We start from the raw sequence: 18,865 nt of genomic DNA on the forward strand, positions 1-18,865 counted from the left end.
GTGTCCGGGGCGCACACACACCCGCTGTACCTCGAAGGCGCGTCACCGGTGCACGCACTGCCGAGCGAGGTGAAGATCCTGGCCGCGTTCGTCGGCGTGTTCGCGGTCGTCGCGACACCGCGGGAGGCGTTCTGGGCGTTCGGGCTCTATCTCCTCATCCTGGTCGGGGTGTGGCGGATCGCCGGGATCACACTGCGCTGGCTCGCGCCGCGCATGCTGATCGAGTTGCCGTTCGTGGTGCTCGCGGTGCTGTTGCCGTTCGCGGAGTCCGGCGACCGGGCCACGGTCCTGGGACTGTCCCTGTCGGTACCGGGCCTGCTCGCGGCGTGGAACATCCTGGTCAAGGGCACCCTCGGCGTCCTCGTCTCGTTGACGCTCGCGGCCACCACCCCGATGCGGTCCCTGCCGGCGGGACTGTCCCGCCTGCACCTGCCCGGCGTCGTCGTCACGATTGCCACCCTCATGCTCCGCTACGTGAACCTGCTTGCGGGAGAGATCGACCGGATGCGGATCGCCCGCGTCTCGCGCGGCGACGACCCGCGTTCCCTGCACCAGGTCGGTGCCGCCGCGCGCGGCGTGGGCGGGACGTTCCTGCGCGCCTACGAGCGCGGCGAACGCGTGCACCTGGCGATGCTCTCGCGCGGATTCACCGGAACGGTGCCGCTGTCCTCGGCGCCGGCCCGGCGTCGCGACTGGTGCACCGCGCTGACGCCCGCCGCCTGCGCGGTGGCCGTCGCCACCGCCGCGTGGATGGTGTGAGATGCAGCCTCCCGCAGTCGAAACCGCCGGTCTCGTCTTCGAGTATCCGGACGGCCGACGGGCACTGGACGGCGTCGACCTCTCGATCGCTCACGGCGAACGGGTCGCGGTCCTCGGCCCCAACGGCGCCGGCAAGACCACCCTCATCCTGCAACTCAACGCGGTGCTCGCCGCGACCGCGGGCTCGGTGCGGATCGGTGGCCTCGCGGTGGACCGGAAGAACCTGCGCGAGATCCGGCGCCGCGTGGGTGTCGTGTTCCAGGACCCCGACGACCAGCTGTTCATGCCCACCGTGGCCGAGGATGTCGCCTTCGGGCCCGCCAACTTCGGGGTGCGCGGCACGGAACTCGAACGGCGCGTGGCCGATGCGCTCGCGCAGGTCGACATGGCCGAGCACGCGCACCGCAGCGCCGGTCACCTCTCCGGTGGCCAGCGGCGCCGGGTGGCGCTCGCGACGGTGCTGGCGTGCCGACCCGATGTGCTCGTGCTCGACGAGCCGTCGAGCAATCTCGACCCGGTCGCCCGCCGCGAACTCGCCGAGGTGCTCATGCGCCTGGAGGCGACCCTCGTCCTGGTCACGCACGACCTGCCGTACGCCGCGCAACTGTGCCGCCGTGCGGTGGTCCTCGACGAGGGCCGGGTGGTGGCGGACGACGGCATCGACCGCGTCCTCGCCGACGCGGACCTGCTCGCCGCGCACCGCCTCGAGCTGCCGTGGGGGTTCACGCTTCCCGCGACGGAGTCGCTGCCCGACCGACTGCGGGACCGGTGAGCTCGGCGGCGAGCCGCGGATTGGTCTGCGTCAGCTGCCAATCCGTCCAGTACTCGAGGCTGCCCGCCTGATCGGCGTCGAGTCGGTCGCACACCAGGTCCCAGTGCACGGCCACCCGGTCCCCGATCCGCAGATCCGGGACGAAGGAACCCGCACCGACGCTGCGCCGGGCGGGCCGGTCCTCGAGCGGGCCGAGCGCCAGTCGCCGGCCGTCGAACTGCAGTCCCCGCGAACGCACCGTGGCGGTGTGCGGGGTCAGGCTCACGACGACACCGTTGCGGATCCGGCACGAGTCCAGCACGTGCAGCGGTTGCGGCATCCCGGTGCCGAGCAGTCGCGTCCACGGATACACCCCGAACACGTGGAACGCGTGGGTGGGCGCGGCCTCGGGCAGCAGGGCGTCGGTGAGGTACTTCCAGTAGTGTCCGGCGCTCGCGCCGAGGCGGTCGAGCAGTTCCCGGCCGAAGCGCTCCCGGTCCACCGCCGCCGTCAGTTCGTTGCCGGTCCAGTAGCCGCGAACCACGGCGTCGTCGAGGGCGTCGTCGACGCCGGACAGGTCGGCGAGCAGTTCCTGGTACGGCCACGCGCCACTGAACTGCCGTGCAGCCGAGTCGACGTCGCCGTCGTCCGGATCCGTGGCGCCACACGCGACGGCCTCGAGAGCCGCCGAACCCGCCGGCCCGCAGTACCCGAGCGAGTTGGGCGCGTAGGCGTAGCGCGCGAACAGGACCCGGCCGGCCGCGGCGCTCACTCGGGTCTCCGCCCCACCAGCAGCGCCGTCTCCCGGTGCAGGCGACCGAAGTTGTAGTACGCCGCGCACGCGCCCTCGGGCGAGACCATGCACGTCCCGATCGGGGTCTCGGGCGTGCACGCGGTGCCGAACACCTTGCACTCCCACGGCTTGATGACCCCCTTGAGGACCTCGCCGCACTGGCACGCCTTGGGATCGGCCACCCGGACGCCGGGCATCGAGAAGCGTTCCTCCGCGTCGAACTCGACGTAGTCGGGGTGGATCCGCAGCGCGCTCTGCGAGATGAACCCGAGTCCGCGCCATTCGAAGTGCGGTCGCAGCGCGAAGGTTTCGCTCATCAGCTTCAGCGCCTGCGTGTTGCCCTCGGGCCGGACGACGCGGATGTACTGGTTCTCCACCTCGCAGCGGCCCTCGCGGATCTGCTGCAGCAGCATGTGCACCGACGCGAGGATGTCGAGCGGTTCGAACCCCGCCACCACCATCGGCTTTCCGTACACCTCGGGGACGAACCGGTACGGCCGCAACCCCACCACCGTCGAGACGTGCCCGGGTCCGAGGAAGCCGTCGAGTCGCAGATCCGGGGACTCGAGGATCGCCTTGATCGGCGGCACGATCGTCACGTGGTTGCAGAAGATGCTGAAGTTCGTCACCCCCATCTGCCGGGCGCGCACCAGCGTCACCGCGGTGGACGGGGCGGTGGTCTCGAAGCCGACCGCGAAGAACACCACCTGCTTGTCGGGGTGGTCGACGGCGATCTTGAGGGCGTCGAGCGGCGAGTACACGAATCGCACATCCGCACCACGGGCTTTCGCCTCGATGAGGTTGCCGTGCGATCCGGGCACCCGCATCATGTCGCCGAACGTCGTGAAGATGACGTCCGGCTGTTCGGCGAGGTACATCGCGTCGTCGACCCGGCCCATGGGGATCACGCACACCGGGCACCCCGGACCGTGCACGAGTTCGACGGACGGCGGCAACAGGTGTTCGATGCCGTGCCGGTAGATGGTGTGGGTGTGGCCGCCGCACACCTCCATGAACTTGAACTCGTCGTCGCCGGCGAGTTCGGTGATGGACCGGACCAGCGCGCGGGCCGCCGCCGGGTCGCGGAATTCGTCCACGAATTTCATGCTGCAACCTCCTTGTGCCCCGGCGTCAGTTGATACGCGAGGAATGGAACGCGTCGATCTCGTTCTCGTAGTCGGCGCCCATCTTCTGGACCTGGTCGAGGGTGAGCGCGGCCTCGGCCTCGTCGATCTTCGCCATCGCGAAGCCCACGTGGACCAGCACCCAGTCGCCCACCACGAGGCCGTCGTCGGCCAGCAGTCGCACACTGATGGTCCGCTGGACCCCGTTGACGTCCACCTTCGCCAGGTGCTGCTCCGTGTCGACCATCTGCACCACCTGGCCGGGAATGCCCAGACACATGTCGTTTCCTCCTCTCGCTCAACAGATTCGCGGCAGCGGATCCCCCACCAGCATGTCCACGATCCGGCTGCCGCCGAACGCGGTGCGCAGCGCGACGATGCCCTCCGGTTCTGCCAGCACCTCCCCGACGACCGCGGCCTGCTCGCCGCCCGGACACGCACGCAGTGCCGCGAGCGCGGCATCGGTCTCCTCCGCGGCGACGACCGCGACGAACTTGCCCTCGTTGGCGACGTACAGCGGATCGATGCCCAGCAGGTCACATGCGCCCGAGACCTGCGGCAGCACCGGCAGTGACTCCTCGTCGAGCACCACCGCCAGTCCGGTGGACTGGGCCAACTCGTTGCACACCGTGCCGACCCCGCCCCGGGTCGCGTCGCGCATCCACCGCGTCGACGGGGCCGCCTCGAGCAGCGCGTGGACCAGACCGTTGACCGGCGCCGTGTCGGACCGGATGTCCGCCTCGATCGCGAGTTCACCGCGCGCGAGCATGACGGCCATGCCGTGTTCGCCGATCGTGCCCGAGAGCAGCACCCGGTCGCCGGGCCGGACACACTCGGGTCCGAGTCGGCGGGTGACCGGCAGCGCGCCGACACCGGCGGTGCAGATGTAGACGCCGTCGGCCGCGCCCTTGCCGACCACCTTGGTGTCGCCGGTGACCACGTGCACCCCGGCCTGTGCAGCGGAATCCGCTATGTCCTGGACGATTTCGCGTAGCAACGCGATCTCGAAGCCCTCCTCGATCACGAATGCGGCGGACAGCCATAACGGCCGTGCGCCGGTCACGGCGAGATCGTTGACGGTGCCGTGCACCGCGAGGTTCCCGATCGACCCGCCCGGGAACTGCAGGGGCTGTACCACGAACGAGTCGGTCGAGAACGCGATCCGCTCGCCCGCCGGCAGCGTCAGCGCGGCCGCGTCGCCCAACTGCTCGAGCTGCGGATTGCGCAGCGCCTCCACGAACACCGAGTCGACCAGCGCCGCCGACGATTTCCCGCCGGCGCCGTGGGCGAGCGTCACGACGTCCTCGAGGAGCCTGGGCCGGCGCTTGCGGAACGAGGCGATGCGGTCGAGGACCCGGTCCTCGCGTTCGGCGGCCGTCGTAGGTTCCATCCGTCAATCCTCCTGGCTGTCGGTGGCGGGTCCGCCCGGTCTGTTCATGTGCTCCTGTGCGGCGCTCCAGAGCCGGTAGCCGACGAGCGCGTGACTCTCCTGGATGCGGTGGATGCTCTGCGATCGGATCGTGAAGCAGTAGTCCAGGTCGTCGCTCACCGCCATCCGGCCGCCGTCGTGTCCCGCGAATCCGATCGTGAGCAGACCGCGCCGCCGCGCTTCCGTCAGCGCGATCATCAGGTCGTCGGAATTCCCCGACGTCGACAGGGCGATCGCAATGTCGTGCGGGCCCGCGTGCGCGATGATCTGCCGGGAGAAGATCAGGTCGAAGCCGACGTCGTTGCCCAGCGCCGTCACCACGGCCTGGTCCGCGGCGAGCGACCACGCGGCGACGGGCCGGCCCCGGGCCGGACGGCTGAACAGCGACGCGAGGGTGGCCGCGTCGGTGGAGCTGCCGCCGTTGCCGAACGTGTAGAGCCGACCCCCCTGCGCGAACCGCTCCGCCATCCGGCGCCCGGCCTCCTCGATCCCCGATCCCCACTCGACGGTCGAGTCCCGCTGCAGCCGAGCACTTTCCGCAGCCTTACCGCGGGCCGAGGCGGCGAGGTCGTCGAGCAGGGCGTCGGCACCCTCCTCGTGGGCGTCGATGAACGGGTACAGGAAATCCGTTCCCTCGGGGACTGGGGTCGGGCCGGTCATCGCGGTACCTCCTCGTTCGGGTGGATGTCGAGGGGGATCCTGCTGATCGCGGCACCGCCGTGGACCAGCAGCAGGTCGTGGGCGGCGACGTCGCCGACGATCGTCGTGTCGACCCACTCCTCCCCGCCGGCCGTTCGGACGAGAGTGCCGTCGAGCGGATCCGACGGCGCCAGCACCACTTCCGCGAGTCGGCCCTCGTCGCTGCACGTGACGCACGCGTCGCCTTCGCACTCGACGCCCCCATCGGCGGGTGCCTGCACCAGCCCGGGGTGCTCGAAGCAGACGTGCGTCAGTTCCCACAGCAGGTGGTACATCAGCACGAACCGCCCGGTCGCGGGAACCATCGGATCGTCGGAGTCCACCCACAGGACGTGGGTGGACGCGCCGGGGCCGGGCCGCGGACCCGAGCCGATCCAGATCGTGTCCGCACCCCACGCCGGGGCCCGCCGCATGATGTCCCGCACCTGTGGTTGGTCGGCGGACGCCACCGCGAGGATCACGTCCCCGGGCCGGGTCGCGACGCGGCACTGCGCCACCGGGTCGGGTTCCACGAGCGAGACCGACGGCAGCGCCCGTTTGCCCACGATCACCGGGTGGACGAACTCGACCGCCACGTGATGGGCGTGCGGTTCCCACTGCGGCGAGACCACCCACAGGGTGGCGCCCGCCTGGAATCGACGCGCCAGGGCCAGGGCCGCGGCCGCCAGGTCCGCCGACAGCTCCCGGCCGATCAGTTCGACCGTCGCGTCACTCGTCGTCATGGTTGCACCTCGTCGATCGGATCGGTCCGGGAGCGACGCGCGAGCGTCGCGAGTCCCAGTGCGGCCTGCCCCAACGACAGTCCGCCGTCGTTCGCCGGCACCGACCGGTGCGTGAGCACCCGCAATCCCGCCGACTCCAGGCGGACCCGGACGAGCGCGGTCAGCAACCGGTTCTGGAACACCCCACCGGTCAGGCCCACCGTCGCCACCCCCGACCGCCGCGCAGTGTCGGCCGCGAGGCTCGCGGTCGCCGCCGCCAACGCACAGTGGAAGCCGAAGGCCAGTTCCGGCACCGGGACGCCCGCACGCATTCCCGTCACGAGTCCCCCCACCAGCTCCGCGAGCTTCAGCTCGCCGCCCTCGATCCGCATCTCGATCGCCGCGGGCGTGCGGGCGGTGCGGGCGAGGGCTTCGAGTTCCACCGCGGCCTGGGCCTCGTAGCTGACCCGGTGCCGCACCCCCAGCACCGACGCGACACCGTCGAAGAGCCGACCGACGCTCGTCGTCCGCACGCAGCCCAGCCCGGTGTCGAGTTGCGCTGCCACCAGCCCACGTTCGTTCGCCGCCAGCGCGCGCAGGCACGGCAGTTCCTCTGCCGCCGCGGTGTCCAGGCCCACCTCGTGCAACAGCGCCAACGCGACACGGGCCGGGTTGCGCACCGCGACGTCGCCACCGGGCAGCGTGAACGGCTGCAGGTGTCCGACGCGGTCGGCGTCGAGCAGGTCCTCCCCGACCAGCAGCATCTCCCCGCCCCACACGGTGCGGTCGCAGCCGTAGCCGGTGCCGTCATACGCGATGCCCAGCAGGGGCGTCCCCACCATGCGGTGTTCGGCGACCAGCGCCGCGACGTGGGCGTGGTGGTGCTGGACCGTGCGCAGGTCGATGCCCTCGCGTTCGCTGAACTCCTCGGCCCAACTGCGCGTCGAGTACCCCGGATGGTCGTCGGCGACGACCAGTTCGGGCCGGACGTCGTGCAGCGCGGACAGTTGCGCGACGGAGTCGTCGAACGCGCGCCGACTCTCGAGGCTGCCCATGTCGCCGAGATGCCCGGAGCAGAAGGCGAAGTCCTGCCGGGTGAGGCAGAAGGTGTTCTTCACCTCGGCACCCACCGCGAGCACGGTCGGGCCGGGACGGTCCAGCAGCACGGGCAGCGGCGCGTACCCGCGGGAGCGTCGGATCGGCGACACCGCGCCGTCGACGACCGTGAGCACCGAGTCCTCGCACGGCACGGCGATGTCGCGGTCGTGCATCAGGAACACGTCCGCGATGCCGGACAGTCGCTCGCGCGCATCGGCGTTGTCGAAGCACAGCGGTTCGCCGCCGAGATTGCCCGACGTCATCACCAGCAGTTCCGGCGGCGGGACGGCGCTGCCGGGCACCGGCGCGAACAGCAGGTGGTGCAGCGGCGCGTAGGGCAGCAGGATCCCGATCTCGTCGAGCCCCGGAGCGACATCGGCCGCCACCTCGGATCGGGTCTTCCTGCGCAGCAGCACGATCGGACGCGCGGCGCTGCGCAGCACATCGGCCTCGGCGGTTCCGACGTCACACACCCGGCGTGCGGTGTCGACGTCGGCCGCCATCACGGCGAACGGCTTGGCGGGCCGCTGCTTCCGCTCCCGCAGCCGCCGAACGGCGTCGGGATCGGTTGCGTCGCAGGCCAGATGGAATCCACCGATACCCTTGATCGCGACGATGCCACCCGACGCGATCTCCTGCTGCACCCGCTCGAGGACGGCGTCGTCGCCGTCGATGCGCGCGCCGGCGGCCTCCGCGTGGATCCGCGGCCCGCAGTCCGGACAGCAGATCGGCTGCGCGTGGTACCGGCGGTCGGTGGGATCGGCGTACTCGCGGGCGCACCGCGGACACATCGGGAACCGCGCCATCGTGGTCGCCGGCCGGTCGTAGGGCAGGTCCGTGACGACCGTGAACCGCGGCCCGCAGTTGGTGCAGTTCACGAACGGGTGCCGGTACCGCCGGTCGGCCGGGTCGGCCATCTCCCGCGCGCAGTCGGCGCAGATCCCGACGTCGGGCGGGACCAGGGTCCGGGCACCCGGGGTGTGCAGGCTCGGCACGATCCGGAACGTGTCGTCCCCGCGCGGCAGCGCCGGTTCGACGGTCACGTCCACCACCACCGCGAGCGGTGGTGCATCGCGCCGCAGCCCGATCGTGAACTCCGCCAGTGCGTCCGGTCGGCCCTCGACCTCGATGAACACGCACACCTCGTCGTTTCCGCAGTGCCCGGTGAGGCCCAACCGCTCGGCCAGCCGCGCCACGAACGGCCGGAAACCCACGCCCTGCACCACCCCACGGACCGTCACCCGGTGCCGCTGCTTCGCGGCCCGGTCGGTGAACGCCTCGGCGGTCACGGTGCCCCGTCTCCGTCGTCCCGCGGACGGCCCATCAACTCCAGACCCGCCATGGCCCGTTCGGCGCCCTCCCGGTCGACGCGCTCCACCGCGAATCCCATGTGGATCACGATCCAGTCGCCGGGGGCGAGCACAGTGTCCTCGAGCATCCCGATGTTGACCTTGCGCTCCTTCCCCTCGACGTCGACCAGCGCGAGCTGGCCGCCGTAGCCGTCGAGCAGTCGGACCACCCGCCCGGGGATTCCCAGACACATCGCTCAGCCCTCCGTCTCGTCGACCGGACCACCGACCGCCGCCGGACCGAACCCGGACACGACCGCCAGCACCTCGTCCGCGGCGTCGTCCACCGCCGCGGCGACCGGCGCGGACAGCCCGATCCCCTCGTCGACGCACGCCGCCTGGCAGCCGACGACGACGGTGCGTGGGAGTCGTCCGCCCAGCGCGGCGAGGCTCGCGAACACCGCGCCCGGATCCATGCCGTGCGCGTCGAGTCGAGGGGCAGCGCCGGGGTCGTCCGGGCCGACCTCGAACACCCGGACGTCGCCCGGCCGGCCGCGGTCCGGAACCGCGTCCACGAGAACCAGCGCGTCCCAGTCGTCGAGCAGGTCGTACGCCAGGTGCATCCCACGGATGCCGTAGTCGACCGCACGGACGCCGTCGGGCAGCGCGGCGGATGCCCGCCCGGACACCAAGGCGTGCAGCACCTCCGGGCCGAAGCCGTCGTCGCCGAGGAAGATGTTGCCGATTCCGGCGACCAGGATCCTCGGCGGCGACGCCGCGGGCGACGCGGGCGTCATCTCGTCACATCCGGCGCATGCGCAGGTAGCGCTGCATGTCCGGGATCGACCGCACCCCGATCCACACGCCTGCCGCGGCGACCGCCGCGAACAGCACCGTAGACACCATTCCGATTGCCCTCATGACCGATTCTCCTCTCGCTCGTTCGCCGGATCGGCCTGCGAATCGAGTGGTTCCACTTCGTCGGGCGCGAAGTACAGGTAGCGGCCGTACCAGTCGTGCAGTTCGGCGGCCGGATCGTCGAGGATGACGACACCCACGTGCGTGCCGCCGTCGACGTCGGCGTGCACGGTGGCGACCCGGGCGACCTGGCCGGTGAAGAACAGATCCTGCGCGTCCGCCCGCCGCGAGGGCCGCAGCCGCACCAGGCTGCCCTTCGCGATCCGCACCCCGTCGACGACCACGCCGTCGGCCTCGGGCCGAACGCTGTTGTCGGCGGCTGGATCCCACCACGGCACGTCGTCGGGCACCTCGGGAACGAGTCCGCCGGGGGTGACGAACGTCGGGGGCTCTGCCGGTCCGGTGTCGAAGGCGCGCGGGTCGCGCAGTGCACCGTGCAACCGCTGCATGTCCGACGCCGACATGCCGTCGCAGCGGTCGATGATCTGCGCCGCCAGCGGATCGGTCGCGCGGGCCTGCGCCTTCTCCTCGTCCGTCAGTGTCATCACCCGGAGGGTGAGGATCTCGTCGATCTCGGTGGCGTCGAACAGGTCTCCGCCGCTCTCCTCGGCGACCCGCGGGTGGTCGTAGAGAATGATCGGCGACGCCAGGACGACGTCGCTGGTGCCGGGGGCGTCCCGGTCCCCGGCCAGGACCGGGTAGCAGCGATGCTGCCGGCACCCGGCCGCGGCGTCGGCGAGGCGGTCGGGCGGCTCGAGCAGCGACACGAAGCGGGCGTCGCGGGCCGCGAGGAGCAGGTGCGCACCGATGAGCGAGTGGCGAATCGCAATGTCTTTCACGGGCACCCCGGGCGCGACGACGTCGTCCAGGACGGTCTCGTTGCGCACGTCGACGGTCAGTCGCACCGCGTCGCCGATGGGTGCCGCTGTCAACTCGACCCGGCCGCGGACCGGGAACCGTGTCCGCACCAGGCGGCCGGCCGGACCGAGATCCTCGACGTCCGCGCCGCCCGGCACCCGGACGTCCCGGCCGACGCCGTCCTGCAGGTCCGCCACCCCGAACGCGCCGAGTGCGATCTCCACCTCCACGGCCTCGTCCCAGCTCACCCACGTCCGACCGTCGACGACGAGTTCGGGGACCGCCTCGAATCCGGCCCCCCGTGTCGCCTCCACGGTCCGTACCTGCAACTGCAGGAAACGCAGCACCGGTTCGACGACACCGTCGTCACGGTCGAGCACGCACTCGACGCGCATCGTCGAATCCTCGCCCACTCCACGGTCGGCGGCGCCGACCGGCCCGAGGACACCGAACTGCCAGCGCGACTGGTTCTTCCGCGACGTGGAACGGTACGGGTACAGCAGGTAGCCCTCGTACAGGACGGCGTCGGCCACCGCCCGCAGCCGGGCCAGATCGTCGAGTCCGGTCACGTCGCCACCTCCCCCGCGGCCTCGAGCAGTTCGGTCACGGCCTGGTCGATGCCGGGCAGACCGCGGGCGGCCTTGTACCGCATCAGCGCGGCGATGGTGTCGTGGTCCAGGCGCAGCCACCCGGTCGACGGGAAGTTCTGCCGCACGGTCTCGCGCCACACGTCGACGGGCAGGTCGAACTGCGCCTCCCGATCCCACGGGACCTGCTCGACCCCGAACCCCTTGGTCCCCTTCGTGAACACCGTGCCGCTGAACAGGAAGCTCAGCGGGACCGTTCCGTCCGCGTCGCCCTCCAACGCGTGCAGGTACTTCGACGCCGTGACCTCGAAGTCGTAGGTGCACGGCAGCACCAGTTCGGTCACGCACTCGCCGGTGAACCCCGGTACCGTCGCCGTGGCGTGCAGCCACGGGAACGTCGAGAGGGTCGTCGCCCACCGCTCGCGGGGACCGAACAGGTCGAGCAGTCCCGCCTCCTCGGTGTCCGAGTAGCGGCGGCGCCGCGGCTCGATCCGGATCTGGCACCGCAGGGCGAGCGCGTGCACGGTGGCGCCGGTCGACTCGGCGATGCGCACGCGGGCGATCAGGTTGGGGGTCACCGCGAACGGTTCGGGGCCCACCGAGAGCACCGCGAAGTCCAGGGCCGTCACGGCGCACCTCCGGTCTGCTCGTGGACCGGCACACTGCGCCGATCGATGCGTTCGAAGAAGTCGTCGAGTTCGCGGTGCGCGTCCTGCCCGCCGTCGAACCCGCGCCAGCACCGCCGCAACCGCCCCACCAGTTCGTAGCAGGCGTCGATCGGCAGGAGGTGGCATTCGGCGGCGGCCGGTCCGGTCTTCGGCACCCGGATCAACAGCGCCTCGACGTCGGCGACGACGGTGTCGACGGCCGGGTTGGCCTCCCGCACCGAGTCCCACGCCGCGATGGGCAGTTCCGACTCGGTCGCGCCGGCGGGGCCGGGATAGAACGCGACCGTGCGGTCCTGTTCGGAGTTCCGGAAGAAGAAGGCGAGCCCCACCGGGATCTCGAGCCCGTCCCACTGGCCCGGTCCCAGCCGGAAGTCCGGGAACGACAGGTACCGGTCGGGCACGGCCCGGTACCTCAGCTCGGCGCCGGGTTCGGTGAACAGCAGGTAGCACGGCCGGCACACGCACATCAGCTGCCGTCCGGCCATGTTCACCACGTGCGGATGCTCGTCGGCGATCGGCACTGCACACATCTCGCACCGTTCCCCGGCGATCGGTTGCGGCCGGGACTCCGCGATACGCCGAAGCACCCCCAGCGCCGGACCGGTGGGGGTGCCGTGGTTCGACGGCGCGTTCACCCCGTCACCGCCGTCGGCACGGCCACCGAGAGGACGCCGTCACGCACCAGCACCGGAAGCGGATCGAGGTGATCGCCCGAGGTCTCCACCGCGGCCCCCGCGCGGCGGACGTCGTAGTGGGCCCGGCAGGTGGGGCAGCGCACCACCGCGTCGCCCACCGCACCACCGGCCCGGCGCTGCATCACCGCCCCGGCCATCGAATTCCCGCACGAGGGACACCGGTCCCGGTACGCGAAGAGTTCGTCCCCGATCCGGCACACCAGCATCGCGAGGCCGCCCACGGTGAAGCCGCCCACCTCGCCCGCACCGATCTCCGCGAATTCCGGTGCGGAAACCCACGTTCCGGGTTGCTGTCCGGAATCGCGCACGTGCGACATCAGCGAATCGACGCTGAACACGCCCGGTGTCGCCGCGGCGGGCTCGGCGGTGTCGGTCTCCACCTCGATCGCGGTGGTCTCGGGCGCCGCGGCCTGGACCGCCCCCTCCACCGCGAGCTGCAGGGTGACCGCCGACGACGGGCACCCGTGACAGCTGCCCAGTAGCCGCAGTCGCACGACGCCGTCGGCCGTCACCTCGACGAGTTCGACGTCGCCGCCGTGCGAGCCCAGGTAGGGGCGGACGTTGTCGAGCGCGGTCCGCACCCGGGTCTCGACGTCGTGCGGATGCAGCCCGCTCACCAGCAGGACGCTCGACACCAGTTCGTCGCGGGCCAGTTCGTCGACCAGTCCGGGGGTGCGCGCGGCGACGGCGAGGATCCGGTCGAGCGCCTCACCGTAGAGGTCGACCACCTCGCGGACGAGTTGCTCGGCCCGCTCCCGGGCCACCGGTCCCCCGGCCGACGCGGCGTCGAGCAGCGCCTCGATCCGATCGCCGGCTCCCCGCCAGCGATCGGATTCGTGCGTCTCGCTTCGCGTCTCGTCGTGTACCGACGCCATCCGTCACCTCACTCCCCGGTCATGGACTGCGTGGGCGAATGGAGCTTCTCGAGGGTCTTGCCGTCGCCGAGGTACATGTGGACACCGCACGGCAGGCAAGGATCGAAACTGCGCACGGTGCGCATGATGTCGATGCCCTTGAAGTTGTCGCGATCGTTCTCCTCGTAGATGTGCAGATCCGTCACCGCGTCCTCGTAAGGTCCCGGAACCCCTTCGGCGTCACGGGGACTCGCGTTCCACGGTGTCGGCGGGTACGGGTGGTAGTTCGCGATCTTGCCGTCGCGGATCACCATGTGGTGCGAGAGCACCCCGCGCACGGCCTCGGTGAACCCGCACCCGATGCCCTCGTCGGGGACCTCGAACGACTCCCACGTCTTGGTTCGGCCGGCATTGATCTCGACGAGCGCCTTCCGCGCGAAGTGCAGCGCCATCGCGGCCGCGTACGCCTGGAAGTACGTCCGGGCGCGGTTGCGCTCGATCGTGTTGCTCCACTGCGGAATCTTCCACTCGAGCCTGACCGGGCCCTTCAGCGCCGTCTTCGGGAAGTCGATCTCGACACTGTGGCCGGTGGCCTTCACCTCGTCGGTCTCGACCAGCCCGGCCAGCGCGGTGGACCACATGCGGGCCAGGGCACCGCCGCCGGTGTCGAGTGCCAGGTTGCTCTTGCCGTCGAACCACCGCGGCGACATCACCCAGCTGTACTTGTCCTCGAGGTCGCGCTTCTGCGGCTTCGGGTTGGTGTGCTGGTTCCACGGGTGCCGCCGGTCCACCGGGTTGCCCAGCGGATCGGTCGTCACGAACATCTCCTGGTCGGACCAGTCGTCGTAGTAGGACGAGCCGAGCATGATCCGGATACCGAGGTTGATGTCCACCAGGTCGGTCGTCACCATCTTGTTGTCGACGATGACACCCGGCGTGACGAACATCTTCCGACCCCAGTCGGTCATGTCCTTGTACGCGAAGTTGCACACCTCCGGATCCTGGAAGGCACCCCAGCACCCCAGCATCACCCGGCGCTCACCCACGTGCTCGTAGCCGGGAAGCGCCTCGTAGAAGAAGTCGAACAGATCGTCGTGCATGGGCACGACCTTCTTCATGAACTCGACGTAGCGCATCAACCGCGTCGTGTAGTCGGTGATCAGCTGCACCGTCGCGACCGTCCCGACACCGCCGGGATACAGCGTGGACGGGTGGACGTGCCGACCCTCCATGAGGCAGAACATCTCTCGCGTGAGCCGGCTGACCTGCAACGCCTCGCGGTAGAAGTCGCCGGTGAAGGGGTTGAGCGCACGCATGATGTCGGCGACGGTCTTGTACCCGTGGGCGTCGGCGTGCGGAGCCGCGGTCTTCTCGGCCTGCGCGAGGACGCCGGGATTGGTCTCCGAGACCATCTTCTCGCAGTAGTCGACCGCCACCAGGTTCTCCTGGAAGATGTTGTGGTCGAACATGTATTCTGCGGCCTCGCCGAGGTTCGCGATCCACTCGCCGAGGTGCGGCGGCTGGACCCCGTACGCCATGTTCTGCGTGTAGCACGAGCAGGTCGCGTGGTTGTCGCCGCAGATCCCGCAGATGCGACTGGTGATGAAGTGCGCGTCGCGCGGATCCTTGCCCTTCATGAAGAGCGAGTAGCCACGGAAGATGGACGACGTGCTGTGGCATTCGGCAACGGTCTTGTTCTTGAAGTCGACCTTGGTGTAGATCCCGAGGCTGCCGACGATGCGGGTGATCGGGTCCCAGGACATCTCGACGAGACCCTTGTCGTCGGCTGCCCCCCGCGTCGGCTCGGGCACTGTGGAAGTCATCGAGAAGCCTCTCTACTATCGGCGATCGCCTGTCGTCGTTCTCGCGCTACCAGGTGCGCACCGCGCCTGTCCTGAGCAAGCGCCCGGGCACGCGCCAGCTGGGTTCCTTGTCGAGCGTCCGGCCCGTGACACCCCGCAGCGTCCGGATCACCGATCCGTAGACCTCGGAGACCGAACTGGAGAGGATGCCGCCCGGCGGCTCGTCCATGAACGGCATGAACTTGTCCGGGAATCCGGGCATGGTGCAGCCGATGCAGATGCCGCCGACGTTCGGGCAACCACCGAGCCCGTTCATCCAACCTCGTTTGGGCACATTGCATTTCACGACCGGACCCCAGCAGCCGAGCTTCACGATGCACTTCGGGGAGCCGTACTCGTCCGCGAAGTCGCCCTGCTCGTAGTAGCCCGCGCGGTCGCATCCCTCGTGCACGGTCTGCCCGAACAGCCACTGCGGCCGCAGCATTTCGTCGAGCGGGATCATCGGCGCCTGATCCGTCACCTGGTACAGCAGATAGGTCAGGGTCTCGGAGAGGTTGTCCGGCTGGATCGGACACCCGGGCACGCACACGATCGGCAGGCCGGCCTTGGACTTCCAGTCCCACCCGAGATAGTCGGGCACGCCCATCGCGCCGGTCGGATTTCCGGCCATCGCGTGGATCCCGCCGTACGTCGCACACGTGCCGGCGGCGACGATCGCGGTCGCCTTGGGTGCCAGTCGATCCAGCCATTCGCTCGTCGTGACCGGCTGCCCGGTGTCCGGGTTGCTGCCGAACCCGCACCAGTAGCCCTCGTCGTGCAGTTTCTCGTTCGGGATCGATCCCTCGACCACCAGAACGAACGGTTCGAGTTCGCCGCGATCGGCTTTCCAGAACCACTCGAGGAAATCGTCGGCGCCGCCCGCGGGACCGCACTCGAAGTCGATCAGCGGCCAGTGCATGGCGATCTTCGGCAGTCCGGGAAGAGCACCGAGGGCGATCTCCTCCACGCTCGGCTGAGTCGCCGCGGTCAACGACACCGAATCGCCGTCGCAGCTGAGTCCGGCGTTGATCCACAGGACGTGAATGAGACCTTCGTCCGTCTCGTCAGATTTGGCGTGTTCCGGCTTCTTCGCAGCTTTCGTCGGTGTCGACATAGCAGCCACTCCCCGGGGCTCCACCGCCCCTGCGTCACCGGAGTCGACCCTCGGCCCACTTGCGTGACGCCCACCACAATTAAGGCGCGACAGCGGTGGGTCTGTCAACGCCGGATGATCACCCTGCGCGGCGCTCGGCGACCCACCGATACCAATCCTCCAGCCCCTCTCCGCTGGTCGCGGACAGATTGATCACTCGCACATCGGGATTCACCGACCGCGCGTTGCGTTCACACGCCTCCGTATCGAATTGAACATAAGGGAGCAGATCGGTCTTGTTGACGATCACGAGATCGGCCACCGCGAAGATGTGCGGGTACTTGAGCGGCTTGTCGTCCCCCTCGGTCACGGAGATGAGGACAACCTTGCCTTGCTCGCCGAGGTCGAACAGTGCAGGGCACACGAGGTTTCCGACGTTCTCCACGAACACCAGCGAGTCGTTCGCGGGACTCAACGCATCCAGCGCACCTCGCATCATCTCGGCGTCGAGATGACATCCAGATCCTGTATTGACCTGAACCACAGCACATCCCGTCGACCGGATCCGATCGGCGTCGAGCAGCGTCTCCTGGTCTCCCTCGATCACCGATATCGGACTCGACGCCCGCAGATCCCGCACGGTGCGCTCGAGCAGTGTCGTCTTGCCCGATCCGGGCGAGCTCATCAGGTTGAAGGCCCGTACCCCCCGCTCGGCCAGCCACGACCGATTGCCCGCCGCCAACCGATCGTTCTTGTCGAGGATCTTCTGTTCGAGTGTCACGGTCTCGGTCGCGGCGGGCACGTGGTCGTGATCGTGCCCGTGTTCATGATCGTGCCCGTGCCCGTGCCCGTGCCCGTGCCCGTGGGCATGCTCGTGCTGGTGTTCGCGCCGAGAAGCCCCGTCCGCCGGAATCGTGATCCGAGCCCCGGCCGGCTCGTCGACCTTGCCGCATCCACACGTCGCGCACATAGCTCAACCCACTTCCATCGACATGATCCGCAGTTCACGACCCGAGAGGACCTCGACGTCGGCGCTGCCGCAGGGACACAGCAGCACCAGGTCGTGCAGGGGAAAGTCCTCGCCGCAGCCGCGGCAGTGCGCGCGGCCAGGCGGCTCCTCGATGTCCAGCCGGGCACCCTCCGCGACAGTGCCCTCGGTGACCAGTTCGAAACAGAACTGCATCGCGTCGGGTACCACGGCGCACAGCCTGCCCACCTGCAGTCTGATGCTGTGCACGCTGCGTCCGGCGGCACGTTCGCACACCGCATCGACGACGCTCTGGGTGATTGCCATTTCGTGCATCACGGGTGTCCGTTCGGACGGAGGCTGTCGGATCACACGATAGGACGACGCCGCGACGAGCAACAGGGGATTCGGCGAAGTACCGTCAGCTCGCGTCGTGCTCGTGGAAGTGGGTCGCGCCGATCGTGTGCAGCAGTTCGTGCACGGTGTCGTCGACCAGTCGGTAGCGGACGGTGCGCCCCGACCGCGCGGCCTGCACCCATCCCTGCTGCCGCAGCAACCGCAGCGCGTGCGAGACCGCGGTTCCGGTCATCCCCAGGGCCGCCGCCAGATCGGTGACGCAGATGTCGGGCGCGTGGTGCAGGCACAGCAGCAGCCGCAGGCGATTGGGATCCGACAACAGTTCGAAACGGTTTGCCCACGCACCGATGTCGGGCGTCACGAGCGCCTGCGAGGCGCGGCGCACGTGGTCCGGGTCGATCGCCGGCGTCTGGGGCACGGCACCAGTGTAGGTCCGGGTCCGGGCACGACCCGTCGAATCGGGCCCCGCCGCGGCGAGACCTACCGTGTAGGGGTGGTCATGCAGCAGGCAATCAATCCGGTCGACGGCGTCGGCATCGCGTATCGGGTGATCGGCGACGGCCCGCCGCTGGTGCTCGCGCACGGGACGGCGCTGTCGAGTGCGATCTGGCGGGCATTCGGATACGTCAAGGCGCTGCGCGACGAATTCCAGTTGGTCCTGCCCGACATGCGCGGTCACGGCCGCAGCGACACCCCGCACGGTGCGGCGTCGTACGCGATGGACCTCGTCGTCGGCGACATCCTCGCGGTACTCGACGACCTCGGCCACGAGCGGGCGCACTACCTGGGCTACTCGTTCGGCGGCCGCGTCGGGCTCTCGCTCGCGGTCGCGGCGCCGGACCGCCTGCGCACCCTCACCGTCGGCGGCGGCAGCAGCCGACCGCAGGCCGGTTCGTTCGACAAGCTGTTCTTCCCGGGCTGCATCGACGTCCTCGACCACGAGGGCATGACGGCGTTCCTCGACCGGTGGAACGCGCATCGTTCGTGGCCGCTGGACCCGGCGACGCGGGCGGCGTTCGACGCCAACGACACCCGCGCCCTCGTCGCGTACCTGCGCCGGTCCGAGGAGGAACCGGGCGTGCCCGACGCCGCGCTCGCAGCGCTGGATGTCCCGACGATGCTGTTCGTCGGGTCCGAGGATCGGCCGCGGTTCTCGGACACCCAGAAACTGGCGTCGCTGATCCCGGGTTCCCGGCTCGCGGTGATCCCCGGTTTCGACCACGCCACCACCGTCGCGGCATCGCCCGAGGTCCTGGCGGTGGTGAGGCCGTTCCTGGAGGAGCACATCGAAGGCGTCTAGATGTACCGACCATCCTCGATGTCGATTGCAGGGCTGCCGCCGCCGAAGAATCGGAAACATCTTGGGTGACAACGGATCCCGGGA

At 69.9% G+C, this 18,865-nt stretch carries 22 protein-coding genes; 3 read left to right on the top strand and 19 right to left on the bottom strand.

What is annotated here, in order from left to right:
- Complete coding sequence (gene cbiQ / locus EGT67_RS11725) at positions 1–759, top strand: cobalt ECF transporter T component CbiQ (RefSeq protein ID WP_127916247.1); 759 nt, start codon at positions 1–3, stop codon at positions 757–759.
- Between the two features lies 1 nt (position 760).
- Positions 761–1,531, top strand: coding sequence for an energy-coupling factor ABC transporter ATP-binding protein (locus EGT67_RS11730; RefSeq protein ID WP_127916248.1), 771 nt, complete (start codon positions 761–763; stop codon positions 1,529–1,531).
- On the opposite strand, the gene EGT67_RS11735 is transcribed toward EGT67_RS11730, so the two are convergent.
- The 19 genes from EGT67_RS11735 to EGT67_RS11820 all read right to left on the bottom strand — a co-directional run bounded on the left by EGT67_RS11735 (position 1,482) and on the right by EGT67_RS11820 (position 17,899).
- Complete coding sequence (locus EGT67_RS11735) at positions 1,482–2,282, bottom strand: DUF6390 family protein (protein ID WP_127916249.1); 801 nt, start codon at positions 2,280–2,282, stop codon at positions 1,482–1,484. The genes EGT67_RS11730 and EGT67_RS11735 overlap by 50 nt on opposite strands.
- Positions 2,279–3,409: a hydrogenase formation protein HypD gene (gene hypD / locus EGT67_RS11740; protein ID WP_127916250.1), complete on the bottom strand. Its 1,131-nt coding sequence runs from the start codon at positions 3,407–3,409 to the stop codon at positions 2,279–2,281. Before hypD ends, EGT67_RS11735 begins: the two co-directional genes overlap by 4 nt.
- Before the next feature lie 25 nt (positions 3,410–3,434).
- Positions 3,435–3,707, bottom strand: coding sequence for a HypC/HybG/HupF family hydrogenase formation chaperone (locus EGT67_RS11745; protein WP_127916251.1), 273 nt, complete (start codon positions 3,705–3,707; stop codon positions 3,435–3,437).
- Between the two features lie 18 nt (positions 3,708–3,725).
- Complete coding sequence (gene hypE / locus EGT67_RS11750; RefSeq protein ID WP_127916252.1) at positions 3,726–4,817, bottom strand: hydrogenase expression/formation protein HypE; 1,092 nt, start codon at positions 4,815–4,817, stop codon at positions 3,726–3,728.
- A gap of 3 nt (positions 4,818–4,820) precedes the next feature.
- Positions 4,821–5,516, bottom strand: coding sequence for a D-sedoheptulose-7-phosphate isomerase (locus EGT67_RS11755; protein ID WP_127916253.1), 696 nt, complete (start codon positions 5,514–5,516; stop codon positions 4,821–4,823).
- Positions 5,513–6,277, bottom strand: a complete 765-nt coding sequence (locus tag EGT67_RS11760) for a hydrogenase assembly protein HupF (protein ID WP_127916254.1) — start codon at positions 6,275–6,277, stop codon at positions 5,513–5,515. The genes EGT67_RS11755 and EGT67_RS11760 overlap by 4 nt, the downstream gene beginning before the upstream one ends.
- A complete protein-coding gene (hypF, locus tag EGT67_RS11765) occupies positions 6,274–8,643 on the bottom strand; it encodes a carbamoyltransferase HypF (protein WP_127916255.1) in 2,370 nt (789 codons plus the stop codon). Before hypF ends, EGT67_RS11760 begins: the two co-directional genes overlap by 4 nt.
- On the bottom strand, positions 8,640–8,897 hold the full coding sequence (locus EGT67_RS11770; RefSeq protein ID WP_127916256.1) for a HypC/HybG/HupF family hydrogenase formation chaperone: 258 nt from the start codon (positions 8,895–8,897) through the stop codon (positions 8,640–8,642). Before EGT67_RS11770 ends, hypF begins: the two co-directional genes overlap by 4 nt.
- Before the next feature lie 3 nt (positions 8,898–8,900).
- Positions 8,901–9,440 carry a hydrogenase maturation protease gene (locus EGT67_RS11775; protein WP_127916257.1) on the bottom strand — a complete coding sequence of 180 codons (540 nt, stop codon included), beginning with the start codon at positions 9,438–9,440 and terminating at the stop codon, positions 8,901–8,903.
- Positions 9,441–9,444: 4 nt separating this feature from the next.
- Entirely contained in the window at positions 9,445–9,564 is a 120-nt protein-coding gene (locus EGT67_RS25605) for a DUF6893 family small protein (RefSeq protein ID WP_421958119.1), read from the bottom strand.
- Positions 9,561–10,988 carry a hypothetical protein gene (locus tag EGT67_RS11780; protein WP_127916258.1) on the bottom strand — a complete coding sequence of 476 codons (1,428 nt, stop codon included), beginning with the start codon at positions 10,986–10,988 and terminating at the stop codon, positions 9,561–9,563. The genes EGT67_RS25605 and EGT67_RS11780 overlap by 4 nt, the downstream gene beginning before the upstream one ends.
- Positions 10,985–11,635 carry a DUF6084 family protein gene (locus EGT67_RS11785; RefSeq protein WP_127916259.1) on the bottom strand — a complete coding sequence of 217 codons (651 nt, stop codon included), beginning with the start codon at positions 11,633–11,635 and terminating at the stop codon, positions 10,985–10,987. Before EGT67_RS11785 ends, EGT67_RS11780 begins: the two co-directional genes overlap by 4 nt.
- Complete coding sequence (locus tag EGT67_RS11790) at positions 11,632–12,309, bottom strand: DUF5947 family protein (RefSeq protein ID WP_127916260.1); 678 nt, start codon at positions 12,307–12,309, stop codon at positions 11,632–11,634. Before EGT67_RS11790 ends, EGT67_RS11785 begins: the two co-directional genes overlap by 4 nt.
- On the bottom strand, positions 12,306–13,244 hold the full coding sequence (locus tag EGT67_RS11795; protein ID WP_127916261.1) for a NifU family protein: 939 nt from the start codon (positions 13,242–13,244) through the stop codon (positions 12,306–12,308). The genes EGT67_RS11790 and EGT67_RS11795 overlap by 4 nt, the downstream gene beginning before the upstream one ends.
- Before the next feature lie 8 nt (positions 13,245–13,252).
- The gene (locus EGT67_RS11800) at positions 13,253–15,046 is read right to left on the bottom strand and encodes a nickel-dependent hydrogenase large subunit (protein WP_127916262.1); all 1,794 of its coding nucleotides are present in this window, start codon (positions 15,044–15,046) and stop codon (positions 13,253–13,255) included.
- Between the two features lie 46 nt (positions 15,047–15,092).
- Entirely contained in the window at positions 15,093–16,178 is a 1,086-nt protein-coding gene (locus tag EGT67_RS11805) for an NADH-quinone oxidoreductase subunit B family protein (RefSeq protein WP_241565982.1), read from the bottom strand.
- Positions 16,179–16,296: 118 nt separating this feature from the next.
- Positions 16,297–17,127 (bottom strand): hydrogenase nickel incorporation protein HypB, encoded by an 831-nt coding sequence (hypB, locus tag EGT67_RS11810; RefSeq protein WP_127916263.1) that lies wholly within the window; start codon positions 17,125–17,127, stop codon positions 16,297–16,299.
- Positions 17,128–17,130: 3 nt separating this feature from the next.
- A complete protein-coding gene (locus EGT67_RS11815) occupies positions 17,131–17,460 on the bottom strand; it encodes a hydrogenase maturation nickel metallochaperone HypA/HybF (RefSeq protein WP_127916264.1) in 330 nt (109 codons plus the stop codon).
- 85 nt (positions 17,461–17,545) lie between these two features.
- On the bottom strand, positions 17,546–17,899 hold the full coding sequence (locus EGT67_RS11820; protein ID WP_127916265.1) for an ArsR/SmtB family transcription factor: 354 nt from the start codon (positions 17,897–17,899) through the stop codon (positions 17,546–17,548).
- 81 nt (positions 17,900–17,980) lie between these two features.
- Here EGT67_RS11820 and EGT67_RS11825 point away from each other — a divergent pair, with 81 nt between their 5' ends.
- A complete protein-coding gene (locus EGT67_RS11825; protein WP_206612350.1) occupies positions 17,981–18,781 on the top strand; it encodes an alpha/beta fold hydrolase in 801 nt (266 codons plus the stop codon).
- Positions 18,782–18,865 lie beyond the last annotated feature (84 nt).

Origin of the sequence: Prescottella agglutinans (assembly GCF_004011865.1) — a bacterium.
GTDB lineage: Bacteria > Actinomycetota > Actinomycetes > Mycobacteriales > Mycobacteriaceae > Prescottella > Prescottella agglutinans.

Coding starts and splice junctions, on each gene's coding strand:
- EGT67_RS11745 (WP_127916251.1), bottom strand. CDS start 3,707: ATGTGTCTGGGCATTCCCGGCCAGGTGGTGCAGATGGTCGACACGGAG.
- hypD (WP_127916250.1), bottom strand. CDS start 3,409: ATGAAATTCGTGGACGAATTCCGCGACCCGGCGGCGGCCCGCGCGCTG.
- hypE (WP_127916252.1), bottom strand. CDS start 4,817: ATGGAACCTACGACGGCCGCCGAACGCGAGGACCGGGTCCTCGACCGC.
- EGT67_RS11730 (WP_127916248.1), top strand. CDS start 761: ATGCAGCCTCCCGCAGTCGAAACCGCCGGTCTCGTCTTCGAGTATCCG.
- EGT67_RS11760 (WP_127916254.1), bottom strand. CDS start 6,277: ATGACGACGAGTGACGCGACGGTCGAACTGATCGGCCGGGAGCTGTCG.
- hypB (WP_127916263.1), bottom strand. CDS start 17,127: ATGTGCGCGACGTGTGGATGCGGCAAGGTCGACGAGCCGGCCGGGGCT.
- EGT67_RS11795 (WP_127916261.1), bottom strand. CDS start 13,244: ATGGCGTCGGTACACGACGAGACGCGAAGCGAGACGCACGAATCCGAT.
- EGT67_RS25605 (WP_421958119.1), bottom strand. CDS start 9,564: ATGAGGGCAATCGGAATGGTGTCTACGGTGCTGTTCGCGGCGGTCGCC.
- EGT67_RS11755 (WP_127916253.1), bottom strand. CDS start 5,516: ATGACCGGCCCGACCCCAGTCCCCGAGGGAACGGATTTCCTGTACCCG.
- EGT67_RS11815 (WP_127916264.1), bottom strand. CDS start 17,460: ATGCACGAAATGGCAATCACCCAGAGCGTCGTCGATGCGGTGTGCGAA.
- EGT67_RS11775 (WP_127916257.1), bottom strand. CDS start 9,440: ATGACGCCCGCGTCGCCCGCGGCGTCGCCGCCGAGGATCCTGGTCGCC.
- EGT67_RS11805 (WP_241565982.1), bottom strand. CDS start 16,178: ATGTCGACACCGACGAAAGCTGCGAAGAAGCCGGAACACGCCAAATCT.
- EGT67_RS11825 (WP_206612350.1), top strand. CDS start 17,981: ATGCAGCAGGCAATCAATCCGGTCGACGGCGTCGGCATCGCGTATCGG.
- EGT67_RS11770 (WP_127916256.1), bottom strand. CDS start 8,897: ATGTGTCTGGGAATCCCCGGGCGGGTGGTCCGACTGCTCGACGGCTAC.
- EGT67_RS11800 (WP_127916262.1), bottom strand. CDS start 15,046: ATGACTTCCACAGTGCCCGAGCCGACGCGGGGGGCAGCCGACGACAAG.